The organism is Thalassobius vesicularis, assembly GCF_004799325.1.
In the GTDB taxonomy this organism is placed as follows: domain Bacteria; phylum Pseudomonadota; class Alphaproteobacteria; order Rhodobacterales; family Rhodobacteraceae; genus Thalassobius; species Thalassobius vesicularis.
In genome coordinates this window covers 234,268-253,606 of record NZ_SSMD01000001.1, presented here as the reverse complement: position 1 = coordinate 253,606, position 19,339 = coordinate 234,268, and the positions used below count along the sequence as shown (strand labels likewise).

Genomic DNA, 19,339 nt, shown 5'->3' with positions numbered 1-19,339 from the left:
GGGGAGTCGCCTGCAAGGCGACGGGGGCAGCGCCCCCTAGAACCGTTTACGTGCGTTCAGCGCGGCGGTGATGGTGCCATCGTCCAGGTAGTCCAGCTCGCCGCCTATCGGGACGCCCTGGGCAAGAGAGCTGAGCGCGACCGTGCCTTCGAGCTGGTCAGCGATGTAATGGGCCGTGGTCTGGCCGTCGACGGTGGCGTTCAGGGCCAGGATGACCTCGGTGATGCCTTCGGTTTTCACGCGGTCCAGCAGGCGGGGGATGCGCAGGTCTTCCGGACCGACCGAGGCCAGGGCCGACAGGGTTCCGCCCAGCACGTGGTAACGGCCCTTGAACACGCCGGAGCGTTCCATCGCCCAGAGGTCGGCCACGTCCTCGACCACGCAGAGCAGGCCGTTGGCGCGTGCCTCGGAGGCGCAGATGTCGCAGATGTCGCCGGTGCCGATATTGCCGCAGTTCAGGCATTCGCGTGCCGAGGCGGCGACGGTTTGCATCAGCTCGGCCAGTGGCGTCAGAAGCAGGCCGCGCTTGCGGATCATGTGCAGCACCGCGCGCCGGGCGGACCGTGGGCCCAGTCCCGGCAGTTTCGCCATCATCTCGATGAGGGCGTCGATGTCGCGGTTGCTGCTCATGTTCGGGCTGCGATCAGAACGGCAGCTTCATGTCGGCGGGCAGGCCCAGCCCTTCGGTCAGTTTCGACATTTCGGCCTGGGCGGCTTCGGCGGCTTTGCCTTGGGCGTCCTTGATGGCGGCCAGGATCAGGTCTTCGACGACTTCCTTGTCATCGGCGTTGAAGATCGAGGGGTCGATGTCCAGCGCGGTCAGTTCGGATTTCAGGGTGCAGGTTGCCTTGACCAGCCCGGCGCCGGATTCACCGGTCACGGTCATGCGGGCCATGTCGTCTTGCAGGGTGGCCATTTTCTCCTGCATTTCCTTGGCTGCTTTCATCATCTTGGCCATGTCGCCAAGGCCGCCGAGTCCTTTCAGCATGTTCGTCTCTCCGTCTGCATGGGCGGCCGGGGCCGCATCTTGTGTCGCGGGGTGTTAAGCATATGGCGCCGGGAATGGCGACAGGCAAAGCGTCTCAGTCCTCTTCGAACGGGTCCCATTCGTCTTCGACCTCGGGCAGGGCTTCGGCCTGGATTTCGGCGGCCAGTTCCTGACGGGTGCGGACCTCGGTGATGCGGGCCGTGGGGAAGGCGGCCAGAACGGCTTGCACCATCGGGTGTTGCGCGGCTTCGGCCTTGATCGCAAGGTCCGCGGCGTCGCGTTTCTGGGCGATGGTTTCGGCGCCGCCGTCCTTGACCAGGGTCACGACCCAGCGATTGCCGGTCCAGCGTTGCAGGGCGCTGCCGAGGCGCGAGGCGAGGTCCGAGGGGGCCTTGTCCGAGGGTTGAAACTCGATCCGGCCCGGGCGGTAGGCGGCCAGCCGGACGCCGGTTTCGACATCGACCAGCAGTTTCGCGTCGCGGTTGGTTCGGATCAACTCGACCACGTGTTCAAAGGTGGGGAAGCGGGCCAGGGCCTGATCGACATCCTGCGCAAGGGCCATCATCGGGCCGTTACCGCCGGGGTTGCCCCCCGTGGTCGCGCCGGAATAGGCCGAGGTCATGCCACCACGTCCGCCGCCACCGTTGCCGGGGGCGGACATGCCGCCGCCGCCCGGACCGGGGGCTGGCGGGGGTGTTGCGTTCTGAAGCTTGCGCACCAGGTCTTCGGGGGTGGGCAGTTCGGCGACGTGGGTCAGGCGGATCACGGCCATTTCGGCGGCCATCATGGAGTTGGGGGCGCTGCCGACCTCGTCCAGCGCCTTGAGCAGCATTTGCCACATGCGCGACAGGATGCGCATCGGTAGGGCCTTGGCCATTTCCTGCCCGCGGGCGCGTTCGTCGGGGGATACGGTGGGGTCTTCGGCGGCTTCGGGCGTGATCTGCACGACCGAGACCCAATGCGTGACCTCGGCCAGATCGCGCAGGATGGCCATCGGGTCGGCACCGTCGGCATATTGCGCGCTCAGCTCGGTCAGGGCGCCGGCGGCGTCGCCTTTCATGATCAGGTCGAACAGGTCCAGCACGCGGCCACGATCGGCCAGGCCCAGCATCGCGCGGACCTGATCGGCGGTGGTTTCGCCGGCCCCGTGGCTGATCGCCTGATCCAAGAGCGAGGTCGCATCACGGGCCGAACCTTCGGCGGCGCGGGTGATCAGCGCCAGCGCGTCGTCGGTGATCTGCGCGTTTTCGGCGGTGGCGATCTTGCGCAGCAGGGCGATCATCACCTCGGGTTCGATCCGGCGCAGGTCGAAGCGCTGGCAGCGCGACAGGACGGTGACGGGAACCTTGCGGATCTCGGTGGTGGCGAAGATGAATTTCACATGCGCGGGCGGTTCTTCGAGCGTCTTGAGCAGCGCGTTGAAGGCGCTGGTCGAGAGCATGTGCACTTCGTCGATGATGTAGATCTTGTAGCGGGCCGAGGCCGCGCGGTAGTGCACGCTGTCGATTATTTCGCGGATGTCGTTGACGCCGGTGCGCGATGCGGCGTCCATCTCCATCACGTCGACATGGCGGCCTTCCATGATGGCGACGCAGTGCTCACACTTGCCGCAGGGTTCGGTGGTGGGGCCGCCTGTGCCATCGTGGCCGATGCAGTTCATGCCCTTGGCAATGATCCGGGCGGTGGTGGTTTTGCCGGTGCCACGGATGCCGGTCATGATGAAGGCCTGCGCGATGCGGTCCGCCTCGAACGCGTTCTTCAGGGTGCGGACCATCGCATCCTGCCCGACGAGATCGGCAAAGGTCTCGGGCCGGTATTTGCGGGCCAGAACCTGATAGCCTTTGGTTGGGGTGTCGCTCATGAGGTGCCTTCGGATTCGTCGTACCGGGCCAAGGTAAGCGGGACGGGGCGGCGCGTCTACCGGAATGCCCGTGGGAACCGCCCGCCCGCGCCGCGTGTTGACGCAGGGGCCCGTGGGTCACGGGGAAAACGGTGCCGGATTTTCCATGTGCAGAAAGGGGCAAAGGCGCTAACGTCGATAAAAACGGGGGGAATGTCATGCGTCTGAAAGGTGTCCGCGGCAGCCGCAACATCGAGGATCGCCGCCGCAGCGGTGGCGCGGGTGGCAAGGCGGGGATCGGCGGCGTGGGTTTGCTGATCATTCTGGCCATCGGCTATTTCGCGGGGATTGATGTCTCGCCCCTGCTGGACGGGGCGACCAGTTCGCAGGCCGTTACCCCTCGTGAATTGACGGCGGAAGAGGAGAAGGCGGCGCAGTTTTCCTCGCGCGTGTTGACGACGACCGAGGACGTGTGGACCGACCTGTTCGCCGACCAGCTGGATGCCGAGTATCAGCCGCCCATTCTGGTGCTGTATTCCGGTGTCACGCAAAGCCCGTGCGGCGGGGCCAGCGGGGCGACGGGGCCGTTCTATTGCCCGTCGGATGAAAAGGCGTATCTGGACACCGATTTCTTTGCCACCCTGTCCCGCCAGCTGGGCGCGCGGGGGGATTTCGCGGCGGCCTATGTGATCGCGCACGAAGTGGCGCACCATGTTCAGAACGAGCTGGGGATCCTTGAACAGGTGAACGCCGCCCGCCAGAAGGCCAGCCAGACCGAGGCGAACGCGCTGACCGTGCGGCTGGAGCTGCAGGCTGATTGCCTGTCGGGTGTCTGGGCGCGTCAGGTCGGCGGAATGCTGGAGCCGGGCGACATCGAGGAAGCGCTGAATGCAGCCCGCATGATCGGGGACGATCACCTGCAAAAGCGGGCGGGCCGGGTGCCGCAGCCTCATACCTTTACGCATGGCACATCCGCGCAGCGGGCGCGCTGGTTCGCAACCGGGTACAAAAGCGGCAAGATCGACAGCTGCGATACCTGGTCGGTCCGTAATCCATAGGGGGGCGGGGTGCCGGATTTCGTCATACACGCCTTGCAGGTCGGAAACGGGATACTGGCGATTTCCCCTCTGCCCGGACGCGGTGGCAGCTATGCCGCCGATCTGGAGCATTTGCGGGAATGGCAGCCGGCGATGCTGATCTCGATGACGACACTGGCCGAGATGACGGCGCACGGGGCGCAGACGCTCGGGGCGGATATTCAGGACAGGGGCGCGCGCTGGCATCACTTGCCGGTCGCGGATTTCGGAACGCCCAACGCGCAGGTCGCAGAACACTGGCCCGAGGTCAGCCGCGCCGCCCGTCAGGCGCTGGCCGGGGGTGGCCGGGTGCTGATCCACTGCATGGGCGGGTGCGGGCGATCAGGCATGGCGGCGCTGCGCCTGATGATCGAGGCCGGAGAGAAACCGGACGCAGCACTTGCCCATCTGCGCCGGATCAGGCCCTGCGCGGTCGAGACCGACGAGCAGATGAAATGGGCGACTACTCCCACTCCATCTGGCTGAAAACGGCCTGCGCGTTACGGCGGGCCAGAATGTCGAAATTTTCCAGGTATTCAAACGCCGACTGGTTCACCTCGACCGAGCCGATGATGTCCCCGCCTTCGTCGATATGCGCGCGAATCCGGTCCCGCAGGTTTTGCAGGTAGTCGCGGGTGTCGCGGGTGGCGGTTGCGAGGTCCGTCACATCGCCGTGGCCGGGGACGATATGGGCCGGGTTCAACGCGGCCATCGCGTCAAATGCGGTCAGCCAGTTGGCGGCGTCCGAAACCTCCAGCACGCCAAGGATGCGTTGGACGTAAACGATATCACCGGCAAAGACCGTCTGCGCAGCGGGATGCCAGACAAAGCTGTCGCCGGGGGTATGTGCCCCACCCTGATGGCTGATCTGCAGCGTCACGCCGCCAAGGGTCAGGTCGTACCATTCGTCAAAGGTGATGTCGGCATAGGCGGGATTGGTGCCGGCCAGCCCGTCTGTGCCGATCAGCATCGACAGCCCCGTCTGCTGCATCGAGGCGCGGGCGGTCTGGTCCGCCACCGCATCCGCTGAGGCGATGACGGTTGCGCCGTGCTCTTTCCAGTAGCTGTTGCCAATCCAGCGGTGATCTTGCCCGCCGGTATTGATGACGTATTTCACCGGCTGATCCGTCACCGTGCGGATCGTCTGGTCCAGCATCTGCGCGCCCTTGTAGCTGCCGCCCGCGTCGATCAGGATCGCGCCTTCGGTCGTCACAACCAGCCCGAACGTGGCGTTGTTGCCCAGGTTTTCAGAGTCGCGATTGCCCAGCGGCCCCACCAGCGCATAGGTGTCGGGTGCGATCTGCGTAACGGTCATCTGGGCCGAAACAGGCCCGGACAACAGCGTCACCGCCAACGTGATCAGAGTGAAAATGCGGGTCATGGGCGTCTCCCTCGCGACTGAACCGAAGGGGTATGATGACCCGCACCGGGCAACCCGGCAACGCGCCGGATTGCCGCTGGGCTTACTCGCCGCGGCGGGCGCGTTTGGCCTTCATCACCGATTTCGCCATCTTGCTGAACTTGCGGCCGCGCTGGCGTGCCTCGGCCACGGTTTCCGAGTTGCGCGCGTCCTCGTCCTTCAGCTTGCGCCAGCGGTCCAGCCGGTCCTCGTCCAGATCACCGGAGTCGATGGCGGCGCGGATGGCGCAGCCGGGTTCGGTTTCGTGCTGGCAGTCCGAGAATTTGCAGGTCGCCGCCAGATCGGTGATGTCAGAGAACAGCGCGTCGATCCCGTCGGCGGCGTCGTGCAGGGCCAGCTCTCGCATTCCTGGCGTGTCGATCAGCCAGCCGCCATCGTGCATCCGGTACATCGAACGCGCGGTGGTGGTGTGGCGGCCCTTGGCGTCATCCTCGCGGATATCGGCAACGGCCAGGTCTTCGCCGGTCAGGCCGCGCGCGACGGTGGATTTGCCCACGCCGGACGAGCCGACCAGCGCCAACGTCTGCCCGGTGCCGCACCAGGGGGCCAGCCGCGCGATGTCGGCGGGGTCCTTGGCGTTCAGCGTCACCACCTGCAAATCGCGATAGAGCGCGCGGGCACGATCGGTGTAGGCGTCGGCGCTCATCTCCTCGGGCTTGTCGGCCTTGGTGATGACGATCACCGGGTCGATCCCGGCCTCGATCGCGATGGCCAGGTAGCGTTCCAGCCGGGCCTCGTTGAAGTCGTGGTTGCACGAGGTGGTGATGAACAGCGTGTCGATATTCGCCGCGATCAGCTGGGTTTCGGACGCGATCCCGGCCGCCTTGCGCGAAATCAGCGAGCGCCGGTCCAGCAGGCGGATGATCCGCTCGCCATCAGACAGGGCGAAATCGCCCACGGCAAAGTCGCTGGCAATAAACTCGCCGGTCAGGGCCAGTTCGTGCCGGGTTTGCGCTGCATCCAGCGCGATCAGGCTGCGGCGGCGCACCTCGGCGATGCGCACGGGCGTCAGGGTTTCAAATTCTTCGGGGCTCAGCTGGCCTGTGAAATGCTGGGTCCAGCCAAGGGTTTTCAGGTCGAATGTCATCGGTCTGCCTTCAAAAACGCAGAAAGACACCCCGTGCCGGTCGGGCGGCGGGGCGAAACGGTTTCGGGCAATCCGGAAATGGCGCTGGCCTTAGGCTGCAACTGCCCGAAGGGCAAAACGTGCGACAATCATCGAAACCCTCCTGTGGCGTGGCGTTAAGGCGTAGGTGAGAGGCTGGACAACGACCCAAGCGGGACTCGTTACGGCTGCTTCCTTCCGGACCTGACCGGGTTGGCGAGGAGCTTGCCCGCGCCAACCTCTCAGGGGTCCATATAGGAGTGTGGCCCCGGATTCGCAAGGCGTTGCGTCATCCTTCGGTTACAGCGCCAGCCGGTAGTAGCTGAACCCGTTCTCGGCGGGGCCTGCTTCGGTCAGGTTCAGCGGCAGCCCCGACAGGTAATCGCGCGCCTTGGGGGCGGATTCCAACAGGGTCGTCGTGCCGGGCATCGGGCGGAACCGCCAGTTCATTTGCCGCGGGATTTCCAGCTGCTTGCCGCGTGCCCAATCCGATAGGATCGTGCGGATTTCCTCGGTGACGGCCAGAACCTGCTGTTTTGGCCCCGCCCCGGCGAAATTGCCGCCACCACCCGCGCGGTAGCTGTTGGTGACCAGCAGAAATTCCTGATCGTCCTTCAGCGGATTGCCCTGATATTCCAGATCGCGGATGCGCGTGCCGGAGGGGTGGGCCAAGCTGCCGTCCAGCGCGAATTTGGCCGGTTGCGACAGGTCGATCTGGTAATCCAGCCCGAAGATCGAGTCGAAATTGTAGCTGGGGAAGTCGGGGTCCAGCAAAGGCTGATCCGGACGCCCCGGCAAAAGTTGGCGGAACTTGCCCGCCGCGCGCTCCAGCCAGTCGCGCAGCTGCGCACCGGAGACACGCAGCACGTTCAGCGTGTTGGGAAACTGATAAAGGTCGGCCAAGCCGCGCAGGGTCAGTGCGCCTGCGGGCACCTCGGTATAGTTGTCGGGGCCGGCATGGCCACCCGCGCGGAACGGCGAGGCAGCCGAAAGCAGCGGAATGTCCTGCTCGCCAAGCTTTTGACGCACGAAATCCAGTTGTGCCATCGCCACCGCACGCGTCGCCAGATCGAACCCGGCGAATGCGAAATAGGTGTGCAGCGGCTGCGCCACCGTGGCCACCGCCGTCCTGATATGACAGAGTGTTTCGGTATGCTCGGCCTCCATCTCGACCGGGATCTGTGCGTTTTCCAGCACGTCCTCGGGGATGGGTTTCAGGTAGGATTTGTGTCGCGCGATCTGCCATTTGCCAGCGTCGTCGCGTTTCAGGGCCAGCTCGATCACGCCAAGGTCCGAGCCAAAGAACCCCGCCATCACCGCGGGTTTACCGTGCAGAGTACCGCGGATGTGGTCCACGCCTTCGACACCTTCGAAGGTCGGGCCGGGAAAACGGCGGTGCTGGTGGCCGCACAACAGCACGTCGATGCCGTCGATGGCTGCCAGCGGGATGCTGGCGTTTTCCTGCAGGTCAAAATCCTCGGCGTTGCCGATCCCGGAATGGCTGAGTGCGATGATCAGATCGGCCCCGGCCTGTTTCAGCTTGGGCACCCATGCCCGCGCCGCCTGCGTGATGCCGCGGACGTAAAGCTTGTTTTCCAGATGCCGCCGGTCCCAAATCGAGATCTGCGGCGGCACAAAGCCGATGACGCCGATCTTCAGGCTGTGGGACTGGCCCGCCTGGTCGGTGAACGTTCGTTCAAGCAGCGTAAAGGGCGGGAAAAGCGTGTCGTCCTGATCTGGCGTCGGACCCAGTTTGCGGGCGGCGTTGGCCAGCACGACGGGAAACTGGGCGCCCGAGACGACGTTTGTCAGAAACTCCAGCCCGTAGTTGAACTCGTGATTGCCCGGCCCGCAGGCGTCATAGGACAGCGCGTTCATCATGGTAATGGCGGGGTGAAGGGCTTCGCCCTCGGGATTGCGCTCGGCGTAGACATCGCCAAGCGGCGTACCTTGCAGGAAATCCCCGGTTTCCAGCAACAAGGTGTTCGGCACCTCGGCACGCGCCTGGCGAATCATGCCGGCAAGCTGTGACAGACCCACCTGGGGGTCAGGACGATCGGTGAAGTAATTGTAGGGCAGCAGGTTGACGTGGATGTCGGTCGTCTGAAGCAGCCTCAGATGAATTTCTTCGTCGCAAATTTCTATTGGTGCAGGTCGAAACCCGCTTTGTTCGGTCTTGGGCATGGACGCCATTTGCCTTTAGGTTGTGTGCGTGGCCTAAAAGTTCAGGTTCGTTATGGTTTTGAATAGAAAACATGTTCAGATTAAAGCGTATTTGTGACCTCGCTTTTCTACTTTGCGGCAAGGATATGATTTTTCGGGTGAAAATGCCCAGCATAATCGCTTAAGTCGAGGCCGAGGGTGATGGGAGACAGCGATGAAACTGGCGGAACAGGTGACATTTGGCGGCTCGGGGTTGGAGCGCGCGGCGGAATTTCGGGGCGATGCGGCGCGTCTGGCCGAGTTGCAGGCCGATCCGCGTGCGGTTTCGATCGTTCTATGGCGTGGCAAGCCGCTGATGGCTTGGCTGCCGGACCGATCGGCCGATCTGGCGCGGGTGCAAATGGATCACCCCGTTCTGTCCGAGGCAAAGGCCGATCCGATTTTCCTGGGGATTGAGGACGAGGGGCCGGTCTTCGCGCAGGATATCTCGGGCTGGGATCCCGATGACGTGGATCTGGCGCAGCTGAACAGCTTCATGGACCGCAGCGAGCAGCACCATCCGGCGCTGCCGCCACATTTTCTGTTCTCGGAACTGCGGGGCGTGATGACCCGGATCAGCGCCCGCGATGCCGAACTGGCAGCGACCGCGCGGGCCTTGTTCAGCTGGCACCGCTCGCACCGGTTCTGCGCGATGTGCGGTGCTGAAAGCCAGCAGGCGATGGCCGGTTGGCAGCGCAATTGCCCGTCTTGCGGCGGCCAGCATTTCCCTCGCACCGACCCGGTCGTCATCATGCTGATCACGCATGGCAATGACGTGCTGCTGGGCCGCTCGCATGGCTGGCCAAAGGGGATGTACTCGCTGCTGGCCGGGTTCGTCGAACCGGGCGAAACCATCGAAGCCGCCGTGCGCCGCGAAGTGCGCGAAGAGGCGGGCGTGAAGGTGGGAGAGGTCGGTTATCTTGCCAGCCAGCCCTGGGCGTTTCCGTCCTCGCTGATGTTCGGTTGCCGTGGCCGGGCGTTGAGCCGGGACATCAATATCGACCCCAAAGAGATCGAGGATGCGCGCTGGTTTGCCCGCGAAGAGATCATGCTGGCGTTCTCTGGGCGGCATCCGGGTCTGATGCCTGCGCGAAAAGGGGCCATTGCGCAGTTCCTTTTGCGGAACTGGCTTGCCGACCGGTTGGATTGACGCAAAACTGCCGCCAGAGCAGAGCAAGAACGAGAGCTACAGGATGGAAATTACCACCCGCGAAGACATCGCAGCGCCGGCGGACTACGTCTTTGAATGCCTGTCCGACTTCCAGAGTTTCGAAAAGGCCGCGCTGCGCCGCGGGGCCGAGGTCGAGCGGGTCGATGGCGACGGTCCCTTGGGGCCGGGTGCGAAATGGCGTGTGAACTTCAGTTTCAGGGGCAAACCCCGCGAAATCTCGGTCGAGCTGGTTGATTACGAGCCGACGGAAAAGGCGTGCTATCGCGCCGTGGGGCAGGGGATGGAGGCGCTGATGCAGATCGAGTTGCTGCCGATGTCACGCACCCGCACCCGGATGGCGACGACCGTCGGGATGGAGGCGAAAACCCTGTCCGCCCGCCTGCTGCTGCAATCGCTGAAACTGGCAAAGGGCCAGATCGGTCGCCGGTTCGAAGGCATGATGGCCGATTACGCCCGGCAGCTGGAAAAGCGGCACACCAAGATGGGCGCGCACTGACCCTCTGCCGGGGTGGTAAGCGGGCGCCTTAGTGGCGCCGCTCATCCGCCGGGTAGACGCCCAGAATCTTCACGTTGGTGGTGAAGTAGTCCAGTTCCTCAAGCGCCAGCTTGACGTTGGGGTCTTCGGGGTGGCCTTCGATATCGGCATAGAACTGCGTCGCGGTGAACGAGCCGCCGACCATGTAGCTTTCCAGCTTGGTCATGTTGATGCCGTTGGTGGCAAAACCGCCCATCGCCTTATACAGCGCCGCCGGAATGTTGCGGACCTCGAACACGAAGCTGGTGATCATGCCATTGCCGCCGCGGCGCGAATGGTCGGCTTCGCGGCTCATCAGCAGGAAGCGGGTGGTGTTGTTGCCCTGATCCTCGATGTGGCGGGCCAGCACGTCCAGGCCGTAGATCTCGCCCGCCAGTTCGCTGGCCAGCGCCGCCAGCGACGCATCGTGCTGTTCGGCCACATGCCGAGCCGAGCCTGCGGTGTCCGCGCCGATGATGCGACGGATGCCGTGTTCACGCAGAAAGCCGTGGCACTGGCCCAGCAGGACGGTGTGGCTCATCGCGGTTTTCACGTCGGCCAGTTTGGTGCCGGGCAGGGCCAGCAGGTTGATGTGCACACGGACGAAATGTTCCTCGATGATGTGCAGGCCGGATTCGGGCAGCAGAGAGTGGATGTCAGCCACGCGGCCATAGGTCGAATTTTCGACCGGCAGCATCGCCAGATCAGCCTCGCCCGAGTTCACGGCGTCGATCGCGTCCTCGAAGGTGCGGCAGGGCAGGGCCTCCATGTCGGGGCGGGCCTGACGGCAGGCTTGGTGGGAATAGGCGCCCGGTTCACCCTGAAAGGCAATGCGATTGGTCATTTTCTGTCATTCCTGTCGATTTTTCTGCCTCTTGGGCGTTTGGTCGCGGAAACTACACCTTGCGTAATGCAAGGGGAAGCGGATACATACGCGCCGACAGACACGAAATAGACGGGCGAACCATGTTTGACACGATGACCCTTACCAAAGTCGGCGGCGCACTCTGTGGCTCGCTTCTGGTGTTCCTGCTGGGCAACTGGGCGGCAGAGTCGCTGTACCATGTCGGCGGCGGTCACGGTGACCATGCCGAGCAAGCCTATGTGATCGACACCGGCGCGGACGATTCGCATGGTGAAGCCAAGGAAGAGGCGGACGCACCTGACTTCAACGCGCTGCTGGCAGCTGCTGACGTCGCCAAAGGCGAAAAGCTGTTCGGCAAGTGCAAGGCCTGCCACAAGCTGGAAGATGGCGCCAACGCAACCGGCCCGTACCTGTCCGGCGTTGTTGGCCGTCCGGTCGACGCTGCCAACGGCTACTCCTACTCGGGCGCATTCGAAGCCGTTGCGGACGTTTGGTCGCCGGAGAACCTGAACCACTTCCTGGAAAACCCGAAGGGCTTTGCTCCCGGCACCAAGATGTCGTTCGCCGGCTTGAAAAAGATCGAAGAACGCGCAGATCTGGTCGCTTACCTGGCAACCATCAAGTAAGCATCCTGCACCGCGAAATTCAGGCCGCTGCCCATTGGGCGGCGGCCTTTGCTTTTGTGCCCCTCGCAGTCGCACAAATCCCGGTGAGCAACGGATTACCCGCTTGAACATGGTCGCACCGGCCCTTTACCTTCGCGGGAACAATCCGCTGAGGAGGACGAGCAATTGAAACCGATCCGTTCCAATGTTCGCGCGAAAACGTGCTCGACCCTGCCGATGGCATGGATGCTGGCGCTGATGGCCCTTGGGGCGATGCTGCTGGCGATGCCCGCTTGGGCCGGGGCACAGAAGATCATCAAGTCGCACGGCTATTCGTATTTCGGGAATCTGAAATACCCCGCCGATTACAAGCATTTCGACTATGTGAACCCGGATGCGCCGAAGGGTGGGGAAATCGCGCTTTGGGCGCCGGGGACATTCGATTCGATGAACCCCTACAGCCGCAAGGGCCGCGCGGGCCGCTATAGCTGGATGGTGTACGAAAGCCTGCTGGGCGAGGAGCCCAGTTCGGGCGGCAGCGCACCGGCGGACGTGAATGACGAGGCCTACGGCCTGCTGGCCGAAAGCCTGGAATATGATGAGGGCAAAACCTGGGTCATCTTCCACATGCGCCCCGAGGCGAAGTTCTCTGACGGCTCGCCGCTGACAGCGCATGACGTGGTGTTCTCGCACAACCTGCTGCTGGAGCAGGGACTGCCGTCGTACGCGCAGGCTGTGAAGAAACGCGTTCTGAGTGCCGAGGCGCTGGACGACCACACCGTCCGGTTCACCTTTGCCACCGGAATTTCCCGGCGCAGCCTGATTGATCAGGTCGGCGGCGTGCCGGTCTGGCCCAAGGCCTGGTTCGAAAAGACCGGCGCCCGCCTGGACGAGCCGCGCATGGATGCGGCGCCCGGCTCGGGGCCGTACATGCTGGACAGCTACGAGGTGAACCGCCGGATCGTCTACAAGCGCAACCCCGATTACTGGGGCAAGGACCTGCCGATCAATGTCGGCCGCCACAACTTTGACCGCATCCGCATCGAGTATTTCGGCGACGATTCGGCCGCGTTTGAGGCGTTCAAAGCCGGCGAATACACCTTCCGCGCCGAGGGGAACTCCAAGCAATGGGCGACGGGGTACGATTTCCCGGCGGTCAAGAAAGAGTGGGTGAAGCTGGAAACCCTGCCCGATGGCACGCCGCCCGATCCCACGGGCATCATCTTCAACTTGGGGCGCGAGGTCTTCAAGGACAAGCGCGTGCGCGAGGCGGTCTCGCTGGCGTTCAACTTCGAATGGACCAACCAGTCGCTGCAATACGGGCTGTTCAAACAGCGCCATTCGTTCGTGCAGGGCTCGCACCTAGAGGCGAAAGGCCCGCCCGAAGGGGCCGAGCTGGAGCTGCTGAAATCGCTGGGCGATCTGGTGCCTGCTGACATGCTGACCGAACCTGCGGTGACCGCGCACGAGTCGAACGCCGATCGGCTGAGCGACCGCCGCAACCTGCGTAAAGCGATGAAACTGCTGGACGAAGCAGGCTGGCCCGTTGGCAGCGACGGGATGCGCCGGAACGCGCAGGGGCAGCTGATGACGATCGAGTTCCCGATCGCCTCCAGCGGTTCGGCGACGATGGAAGCGGTCGTGGAAACCTTTACCCAGAACCTGCGGGCGATGGGCATCGACGCCAAGTTCGAGAAGGTGGACCCCTCACAATACACCCTGCGCGAACGGGATCGTGATTATGATCTGGTGTTCGACGGCTACCGTACCTTCTTGGACACGGGCACCGGGCTGCACCAGATGTATGGCTCGACCGAGGCGGCGTTCAGCCTGTTCAATCCCGCCGGTCTGGCCAGCCCGCTGGTCGACAAGATCATCGACGCCTCGCTGGACTCGACCACGGCCGAGGAACGCGACGTCGCCCTGATGGCGCTGGATCGTGCCCTGCGGTACGAGCGGTTCATGGTACCGGTCTGGTACAACGACTCTAGCTGGGCGGCCTATTGGGATATGTTCGAACATCCCGCGGAAATGCCGAAATACTCGATGGGTCTGCTGGATTTCTGGTGGTACAACGCCGACAAGGCTGCCGCGTTGAAAGCGGCCGGGGCGCTGAGGTAAGTCGCGCATGGGCGCTTATATTCTACGACGATTTCTGCTGATCATCCCCACATTGATCGGCATCATGATCATCAACTTCGCGTTGGTGCAGTTCGTGCCGGGCGGCCCGATCGAGCAAGTCATCGCCCAGATGCAAGGGCAGGGCGACGTGTTTCAGGGTTTTGCCGGATCGGGCGAGGATGCGGGCAGCGCCATGCCCTCGGGCGACGAGCAATATATCGGCGCGCGTGGCTTGCCGCCCGAGTTCATCGCCCAGCTGGAAAAGGAATTCGGCTTTGACAAGCCACCGCTGGAGCGGTTCCTGAACATGATCTGGAACTACATGCGGCTGGATTTCGGCGAGAGTTACTTTCGCAAGATCGGTGTGATCGACCTGGTGCTGGAGAAGATGCCGGTCTCGATCACGCTGGGACTGTGGTCGACGCTGATCGCCTATTTTGTCTCGATTCCGCTGGGCATTCGCAAGGCGGTCAAGGACGGCACCAGCTTTGACACATGGACCAGCGGGCTGATCATCGTCGCCTATGCGATTCCGGGTTTCTTGTTCGCGATCCTGCTGCTGGTGCTGCTGGCGGGCGGGTCATACTGGCAAATCTTCCCCTTGCGCGGCCTGACCAGCGACAACTGGGATCAACTGTCCTGGCTGGGCAAGATTGGCGATTACTTCTGGCACATCGCGCTGCCGGTGATCGCCTCGACCATCTCGGCCTTTGCGACGCTGACGCTGCTGACGAAGAACTCGTTCCTGGACGAGATCAAGAAACACTACGTGATGACCGCCCGCGCCAAGGGCCTGTCGGAAAGCCGCGTGCTGTACGGTCACGTTTTCCGCAATGCCATGCTGATCGTGATCGCAGGTTTCCCGGCGGTGTTCATCGGCGTGTTCTTTGGCGGCTCGCTGATCATCGAGACGATCTTCAGCCTCGACGGGCTGGGCCGACTGGGGTTCGAGGCCGCCGTGGCCCGCGATTACCCGGTGATCTTTGGCACGCTGTTCATCTTTGGCCTGATCGGGCTGGTCGTGGGCATCCTGTCGGACCTGATGTACGTGGTCGTCGACCCGCGGATTGATTTCGAACGGAGGGAAGGCTGATGGCCCTGTCGCCGCTCAACCAGCGCCGCTGGAACAACTTCAAACGCAACCGCCGTGCCTTTTGGTCGTTGGTGCTGTTCGTGATCTTGTTCGGCCTGTCGCTGTTCGCCGAGTTCATCGCCAACGACAAACCCATCCTGGTGAAATACCGGGGCGAATATTTCACGCCGATCTTCAACTTCTACCCCGAGACGCAATTCGGCGGCGATTTCCAGACCGAGGCCGCCTATCGCGACCCCGAGGTGCGCTGCCTGATCAAATCCGGCGGGGTCGAGGACTGTTTCGACGACCCCGAGGGGATCATCGACTCGATCGACGCGGGCAATTATGGCGACGCGGTCGAGGCGTTCCACCAAGGCTGGCTGCTGTGGCCGCCGATCCCCTACTCCTACGACACCACCGTGGACCGCCCTGGTGCCGCGCCGCTGTCGCCCAACGCGCAGAACTGGCTGGGCACCGACGACACCAAGCGCGACGTGGTGGCACGCGTGATCTATGGCTTCCGCCTGTCGATCCTTTTCACGCTGATCGTGACGACGCTGGCCTCGGTCGTCGGCGTTGTGGCGGGCGCCTTGCAGGGCTATTTCGGCGGCTGGCTTGACCTGATTTTCCAACGGGTGATCGAGATTTGGGGTTCTACCCCATCGCTTTACGTCATCATCATCCTGTTCGCGGTGCTGGGGCGCAGTTTCTGGCTGCTGGTGTTCATCACGGTTCTGTTCGGCTGGACCTCGCTTGTGGGCGTGGTGCGGGCCGAGTTTCTGCGTGCCCGTAACCTGGAATATGTCCGCGCGGCCAAGGCCTTGGGCGTGTCGAACACGGTCATCATGTTCCGCCACATGCTGCCCAACGCGATGGTGGCGACAGTGACCATGCTGCCCTTTATCGTCACCGGCACCATTGCCACGTTGGCGTCGTTGGATTTTCTGGGCTTCGGCCTGCCGTCCTCGGCCCCGTCACTGGGTGAACTGACGCTGCAAGCCAAACAGAACCTGCAAGCGCCCTGGCTGGCCTTCACGGCCTTCACCGTCTTCGCGGTGATGCTGTCGCTGCTGGTCTTCATCTTCGAGGGCGTCCGCGACGCGTTTGACCCCAGAAAGACGTTTCAATGAGCATTCTTGAGGTCAAGGATCTAACGGTTTCGTTCCGGCAGGACGGCAAGACGCATATGGCGGTCAAGGGCGTCAGTTTCTCGGTGGATCGCGGGGAAACCGTGGCGCTGGTGGGTGAAAGCGGCTCGGGCAAATCGGTGACGGCGCTGTCCACCGTGTCCCTTCTGGGCGAGGCGGCGCAGCTGGGCGGCTCGGTCACCTATGACGGCCAACAGATGATCGGCGCGCCCGAGCGCGATCTGCGCAAGGTGCGGGGCAATGACATCAGCTTTATCTTCCAAGAGCCGATGACCAGCCTTAACCCCTTGCACACAATCGAAAAACAGCTGACGGAAAGCATCGCGCTGCACCAGGGCCTGGCCGGTGACGCCGCCCGTGCCCGCATTCTGGAGCTGCTGGAAAAGGTCGGAATCCGCGACGCCGAAAGCCGACTGGGCGCCTATCCGCACCAGCTGTCCGGTGGGCAGCGGCAGCGGGTGATGATCGCGATGGCGCTGGCCAACAAGCCCGACATCCTGATCGCGGACGAGCCGACAACGGCGCTGGACGTGACCATTCAGGCTCAGATTCTGGAGCTGCTGGCCGAGTTGAAAGCCAGCGAGGACATGGGCCTGCTGTTCATCACCCACGATCTGGGGATCGTGAAGCGTATCGCCGACAAGGTCTGCGTCATGAAGGACGGCGAGATCGTGGAAACCGGCCCCACGGCCGAGATTTTCGCAAACCCGCAACACCCCTACACGCGCAAACTGCTGTCGGCTCGCGCGGTCGGTCAGCCCGCCCCGGTGCCAGAGGGCGCGAAAGAGCTGATCCGCACCGACAAGCTGCGTGTCTGGTTCCCGATCCAGCGCGGGTTCTTCAAGAAAGTGGTCGGCCATGTGAAGGCCGTTAACGAGGCGACGATCAACGTGCGTGCCGGGGAAACCCTTGGGATCGTTGGGGAATCCGGCTCGGGCAAGACGACGCTGGCGCTGGCGGTGATGCGGCTGATCGGGTCCGACGGGGGCATCAATTTCGACGGACAAGACGTGCGAAAATGGTCCACCTCCGAGCTGCGCGCGCTGCGCAAGGACATGCAGATCGTGTTCCAGGACCCGTTCGGCAGCCTGTCGCCGCGGATGACGTGCGAGCAGATTATCTCGGAAGGTTTGGGCGTTCATCGGATTGATACGGGGCGCTCGACGCGGGATCTGGTGGCGGAAGTGATGGAGGAGGTCGGCCTCGACCCGGCCACGATGCACCGCTATCCGCATGAATTCTCGGGCGGTCAACGCCAAAGGATTGCCATCGCGCGGGCCATGGTGCTGCGGCCCCGGCTGGTGGTGCTGGATGAACCCACCAGCGCGCTGGACATGACCGTTCAGGTGCAAATCGTTGATTTGCTTCGGGATTTGCAGGTGAAATACGGGCTGGCCTACCTGTTCATCAGCCATGATCTGAACGTCGTGCGCGCGATGAGCCACAAGATGATCGTCATGCGCCACGGTGATGTGGTGGAATCGGGGCTGGCCGCAGACGTGTTTGCCAACCCGCAAACCGACTACACGCGCGAGCTGCTGGCCGCGGCAGAGCTGTCATGAACGCTCGGTTAACGTCTCGTTTCTGGGTGGATGCGTACAGAAATCGGCTGAAATTGTACGCGATTCCCGCCTTCGTCGTGGCCCATGGCGATGACACGGCGGGGGCGGTTCTGGTGAAGCTGAACACGCTGGATGGGCAGGCGGTGGCGTATCACCGCTCGTTCGATCTGATGACCGGCGATCGCAAATGGGTCGAGCTGACGCGCGGACCCGAGGTGGACGTGGACGCGGCGATCCGGCGGCAGCGCGGGTTCGATCCGGACCTGTGGGTGATCGAGGTCGAGGACCGCGACGGCCGCCATCTGCTGGACGAGCCGGGGCTGGAATAAGCAGCCGCGCGGGGCGATAGTGTCGGCATGGAATGGCGGGATCAGGGCATTTTGCTGGGTGTGCGGCGGCACGGGGAAACCTCGGCCATTCTTGACGTGTTCACGCGCGAGCGCGGCCGCCATTTGGGCGTGATGCGCGGCGCGACCAGCCGCAAGATTGCTCCGATCCTGCAACCCGGCGCGCAGCTGGACCTGACATGGCGGGCGCGGTTGGACGACCATATCGGCAGCTATACGGTGGAGCCGGTGCGCAGCCGATCCGCGATGGCGCTGGGGGACCGGCTGTCGCTGGCCGGGCTGAACGCGGTGGCGGCGCTGCTGATGTTCCTGCTGCCCGAGCGCGAGGACCATCACTCGCTTTACCTGCGGACCGAGGCGCTGCTGGACATCCTGGACGAGGTGCAGATCTGGCCCTTTGCCTATCTGAAATGGGAAATGGCCCTGCTGGAGGAGCTGGGCTATGGCTTGGACCTGCGCAAATGCGCGGTCACGGGCAGCCGGGACGATCTGGTCTATGTGTCGCCCAAGACCGGGCGCGCGGTGTCGCGGCTGGGCGCTGGGGAATGGGCGGACAGGTTGCTGCCGCTGCCGCCGTGCCTGCTGGGGCAGGGGGGCGCGACGGATGCGGAGATCGCGGACGGGCTGCGTACGACGGGACATTTTCTGATGAACAAGATGGCGCCGGAACTGGGGCACAAACCGCTGCCCGAAGCGCGGCAACGCTTTGTCGATCTGGTGCGGCGGCGCTTAGCGCAGGGCGAGGACCAGATCGACCAGTGAGCCCATGGCACTGGTGTTGTCGTTGGAATCGCGGGCCGACAGATCCTCCATCCCGATATCGGCGGCATAGATGATGCGCGCCCATTCCGGGTTGGTGATGCCAGTTTCGTTCAGCAGGGTTTCCAGGAAACCCAGACGCTGGCCGTCGACAGAGGCCAGACGTTCCGCGACGACCGGATTGGCGCGCGACCAGGCGCGGATGGCGGCGTCCAGCTTGACCCCGCCCAGCGACTCGCTGCGGTGCGTCGCGATGATCTGGGACAGGCGGCGCAGCTTGGCGACGGGGGTCGGTTCAGCCTCGAGCGCGGCGGGGATGTGGCTGGTGGCCTGTTCGGCCCACAGGTCCAGCATGGCCGCGTGATAGGCGGGGACATCCGCGAAATGCCAGTAGAACGAGCCCTTGGTGGTGCCCAGACGGCGCGCCAGAGGTTCGGCTTTCAACGCCTCGGGGCCGTCCTCGGCGAGGGCGGCGAAACCGGCAAGCAGCCAGTCGGTCTGGTTCAGGCGCGTCTTCTTGGTCATGGGATCGGGATACGCG

Annotated in this window: 19 protein-coding genes and 1 other RNA gene; 11 read left to right on the top strand and 9 right to left on the bottom strand. The window is 63.7% G+C overall.

The window, feature by feature from the left end:
- Positions 1-36: 36 nt before the first annotated feature.
- The 3 genes from recR to E7681_RS01245 form a co-directional block, all read right to left on the bottom strand.
- Positions 37-630 carry a recombination mediator RecR gene (recR, locus tag E7681_RS01255; protein WP_136337443.1) on the bottom strand — a complete coding sequence of 198 codons (594 nt, stop codon included), beginning with the start codon at positions 628-630 and terminating at the stop codon, positions 37-39.
- Positions 631-643: 13 nt separating this feature from the next.
- Positions 644-988 (bottom strand): YbaB/EbfC family nucleoid-associated protein, encoded by a 345-nt coding sequence (locus E7681_RS01250; RefSeq protein WP_136337442.1) that lies wholly within the window; start codon positions 986-988, stop codon positions 644-646.
- A 94-nt stretch (positions 989-1,082) separates the two neighbouring features.
- The gene (locus E7681_RS01245; RefSeq protein WP_136337441.1) at positions 1,083-2,849 is read right to left on the bottom strand and encodes a DNA polymerase III subunit gamma/tau; all 1,767 of its coding nucleotides are present in this window, start codon (positions 2,847-2,849) and stop codon (positions 1,083-1,085) included.
- A gap of 197 nt (positions 2,850-3,046) precedes the next feature.
- Between E7681_RS01245 and ypfJ the strand changes: the two genes are divergently transcribed.
- Both ypfJ and E7681_RS01235 read left to right on the top strand, forming a co-directional pair.
- Positions 3,047-3,886, top strand: coding sequence for a KPN_02809 family neutral zinc metallopeptidase (ypfJ, locus tag E7681_RS01240; protein WP_136337440.1), 840 nt, complete (start codon positions 3,047-3,049; stop codon positions 3,884-3,886).
- A gap of 9 nt (positions 3,887-3,895) precedes the next feature.
- Complete coding sequence (locus tag E7681_RS01235) at positions 3,896-4,390, top strand: protein-tyrosine phosphatase family protein (protein ID WP_136337439.1); 495 nt, start codon at positions 3,896-3,898, stop codon at positions 4,388-4,390.
- Here E7681_RS01235 and E7681_RS01230 read toward each other — a convergent pair.
- From E7681_RS01230 to E7681_RS01215, 4 genes are all read right to left on the bottom strand, one after another.
- Positions 4,368-5,285 (bottom strand): MBL fold metallo-hydrolase, encoded by a 918-nt coding sequence (locus E7681_RS01230; protein WP_136337438.1) that lies wholly within the window; start codon positions 5,283-5,285, stop codon positions 4,368-4,370. The genes E7681_RS01235 and E7681_RS01230 overlap by 23 nt on opposite strands.
- Before the next feature lie 82 nt (positions 5,286-5,367).
- Positions 5,368-6,411 (bottom strand): ribosome small subunit-dependent GTPase A, encoded by a 1,044-nt coding sequence (rsgA, locus tag E7681_RS01225; protein ID WP_136337437.1) that lies wholly within the window; start codon positions 6,409-6,411, stop codon positions 5,368-5,370.
- Positions 6,412-6,575: 164 nt separating this feature from the next.
- Positions 6,576-6,674, bottom strand: an RNA gene (gene ffs / locus E7681_RS01220) — signal recognition particle sRNA small type.
- Positions 6,675-6,729: 55 nt separating this feature from the next.
- Entirely contained in the window at positions 6,730-8,613 is a 1,884-nt protein-coding gene (locus E7681_RS01215) for a bifunctional 2',3'-cyclic-nucleotide 2'-phosphodiesterase/3'-nucleotidase (RefSeq protein ID WP_168733129.1), read from the bottom strand.
- Positions 8,614-8,806: 193 nt separating this feature from the next.
- Between E7681_RS01215 and nudC the strand changes: the two genes are divergently transcribed.
- Both nudC and E7681_RS01205 read left to right on the top strand, forming a co-directional pair.
- Positions 8,807-9,781: an NAD(+) diphosphatase gene (gene nudC, locus E7681_RS01210; protein ID WP_136337435.1), complete on the top strand. Its 975-nt coding sequence runs from the start codon at positions 8,807-8,809 to the stop codon at positions 9,779-9,781.
- A gap of 43 nt (positions 9,782-9,824) precedes the next feature.
- Entirely contained in the window at positions 9,825-10,298 is a 474-nt protein-coding gene (locus E7681_RS01205) for an SRPBCC family protein (RefSeq protein WP_136337434.1), read from the top strand.
- 28 nt (positions 10,299-10,326) lie between these two features.
- Here the strand turns inward: E7681_RS01205 and E7681_RS01200 are convergent, their stop codons facing one another.
- Positions 10,327-11,160, bottom strand: a complete 834-nt coding sequence (locus tag E7681_RS01200; RefSeq protein WP_136337433.1) for a prephenate dehydratase — start codon at positions 11,158-11,160, stop codon at positions 10,327-10,329.
- Positions 11,161-11,294: 134 nt separating this feature from the next.
- Here E7681_RS01200 and E7681_RS01195 point away from each other — a divergent pair, with 134 nt between their 5' ends.
- From E7681_RS01195 to recO, 7 genes are all read left to right on the top strand, one after another.
- Positions 11,295-11,807 (top strand): c-type cytochrome, encoded by a 513-nt coding sequence (locus E7681_RS01195; protein WP_342777046.1) that lies wholly within the window; start codon positions 11,295-11,297, stop codon positions 11,805-11,807.
- 237 nt (positions 11,808-12,044) lie between these two features.
- On the top strand, positions 12,045-13,907 hold the full coding sequence (locus E7681_RS01190) for an extracellular solute-binding protein (protein WP_246032398.1): 1,863 nt from the start codon (positions 12,045-12,047) through the stop codon (positions 13,905-13,907).
- Between the two features lie 7 nt (positions 13,908-13,914).
- Positions 13,915-15,000, top strand: a complete 1,086-nt coding sequence (locus E7681_RS01185; protein ID WP_136337431.1) for a microcin C ABC transporter permease YejB — start codon at positions 13,915-13,917, stop codon at positions 14,998-15,000.
- A complete protein-coding gene (locus E7681_RS01180) occupies positions 15,000-16,112 on the top strand; it encodes an ABC transporter permease (RefSeq protein WP_136337430.1) in 1,113 nt (370 codons plus the stop codon). Before E7681_RS01185 ends, E7681_RS01180 begins: the two co-directional genes overlap by 1 nt.
- On the top strand, positions 16,109-17,692 hold the full coding sequence (locus tag E7681_RS01175) for an ABC transporter ATP-binding protein (protein ID WP_136337429.1): 1,584 nt from the start codon (positions 16,109-16,111) through the stop codon (positions 17,690-17,692). Before E7681_RS01180 ends, E7681_RS01175 begins: the two co-directional genes overlap by 4 nt.
- Positions 17,689-18,021, top strand: a complete 333-nt coding sequence (locus E7681_RS01170; RefSeq protein ID WP_136337428.1) for a DUF1491 family protein — start codon at positions 17,689-17,691, stop codon at positions 18,019-18,021. Before E7681_RS01175 ends, E7681_RS01170 begins: the two co-directional genes overlap by 4 nt.
- Before the next feature lie 27 nt (positions 18,022-18,048).
- The gene (recO, locus tag E7681_RS01165) at positions 18,049-18,801 is read left to right on the top strand and encodes a DNA repair protein RecO (RefSeq protein WP_136337427.1); all 753 of its coding nucleotides are present in this window, start codon (positions 18,049-18,051) and stop codon (positions 18,799-18,801) included.
- On the opposite strand, the gene E7681_RS01160 is transcribed toward recO, so the two are convergent.
- A complete protein-coding gene (locus tag E7681_RS01160; protein WP_136337426.1) occupies positions 18,769-19,323 on the bottom strand; it encodes a TetR/AcrR family transcriptional regulator in 555 nt (184 codons plus the stop codon). The two genes, recO and E7681_RS01160, sit on opposite strands and share 33 nt — an antisense overlap.
- Positions 19,324-19,339 lie beyond the last annotated feature (16 nt).

Coding starts and splice junctions, on each gene's coding strand:
- recR (WP_136337443.1), bottom strand. CDS start 630: ATGAGCAGCAACCGCGACATCGACGCCCTCATCGAGATGATGGCGAAA.
- E7681_RS01250 (WP_136337442.1), bottom strand. CDS start 988: ATGCTGAAAGGACTCGGCGGCCTTGGCGACATGGCCAAGATGATGAAA.
- E7681_RS01245 (WP_136337441.1), bottom strand. CDS start 2,849: ATGAGCGACACCCCAACCAAAGGCTATCAGGTTCTGGCCCGCAAATAC.
- ypfJ (WP_136337440.1), top strand. CDS start 3,047: ATGCGTCTGAAAGGTGTCCGCGGCAGCCGCAACATCGAGGATCGCCGC.
- E7681_RS01230 (WP_136337438.1), bottom strand. CDS start 5,285: ATGACCCGCATTTTCACTCTGATCACGTTGGCGGTGACGCTGTTGTCC.
- rsgA (WP_136337437.1), bottom strand. CDS start 6,411: ATGACATTCGACCTGAAAACCCTTGGCTGGACCCAGCATTTCACAGGC.
- E7681_RS01215 (WP_168733129.1), bottom strand. CDS start 8,613: ATGCCCAAGACCGAACAAAGCGGGTTTCGACCTGCACCAATAGAAATT.
- nudC (WP_136337435.1), top strand. CDS start 8,807: ATGAAACTGGCGGAACAGGTGACATTTGGCGGCTCGGGGTTGGAGCGC.
- E7681_RS01205 (WP_136337434.1), top strand. CDS start 9,825: ATGGAAATTACCACCCGCGAAGACATCGCAGCGCCGGCGGACTACGTC.
- E7681_RS01200 (WP_136337433.1), bottom strand. CDS start 11,160: ATGACCAATCGCATTGCCTTTCAGGGTGAACCGGGCGCCTATTCCCAC.
- E7681_RS01195 (WP_342777046.1), top strand. CDS start 11,295: ATGACCCTTACCAAAGTCGGCGGCGCACTCTGTGGCTCGCTTCTGGTG.
- E7681_RS01190 (WP_246032398.1), top strand. CDS start 12,045: ATGGCCCTTGGGGCGATGCTGCTGGCGATGCCCGCTTGGGCCGGGGCA.
- E7681_RS01185 (WP_136337431.1), top strand. CDS start 13,915: ATGGGCGCTTATATTCTACGACGATTTCTGCTGATCATCCCCACATTG.
- E7681_RS01180 (WP_136337430.1), top strand. CDS start 15,000: ATGGCCCTGTCGCCGCTCAACCAGCGCCGCTGGAACAACTTCAAACGC.
- E7681_RS01175 (WP_136337429.1), top strand. CDS start 16,109: ATGAGCATTCTTGAGGTCAAGGATCTAACGGTTTCGTTCCGGCAGGAC.
- E7681_RS01170 (WP_136337428.1), top strand. CDS start 17,689: ATGAACGCTCGGTTAACGTCTCGTTTCTGGGTGGATGCGTACAGAAAT.
- recO (WP_136337427.1), top strand. CDS start 18,049: ATGGAATGGCGGGATCAGGGCATTTTGCTGGGTGTGCGGCGGCACGGG.
- E7681_RS01160 (WP_136337426.1), bottom strand. CDS start 19,323: ATGACCAAGAAGACGCGCCTGAACCAGACCGACTGGCTGCTTGCCGGT.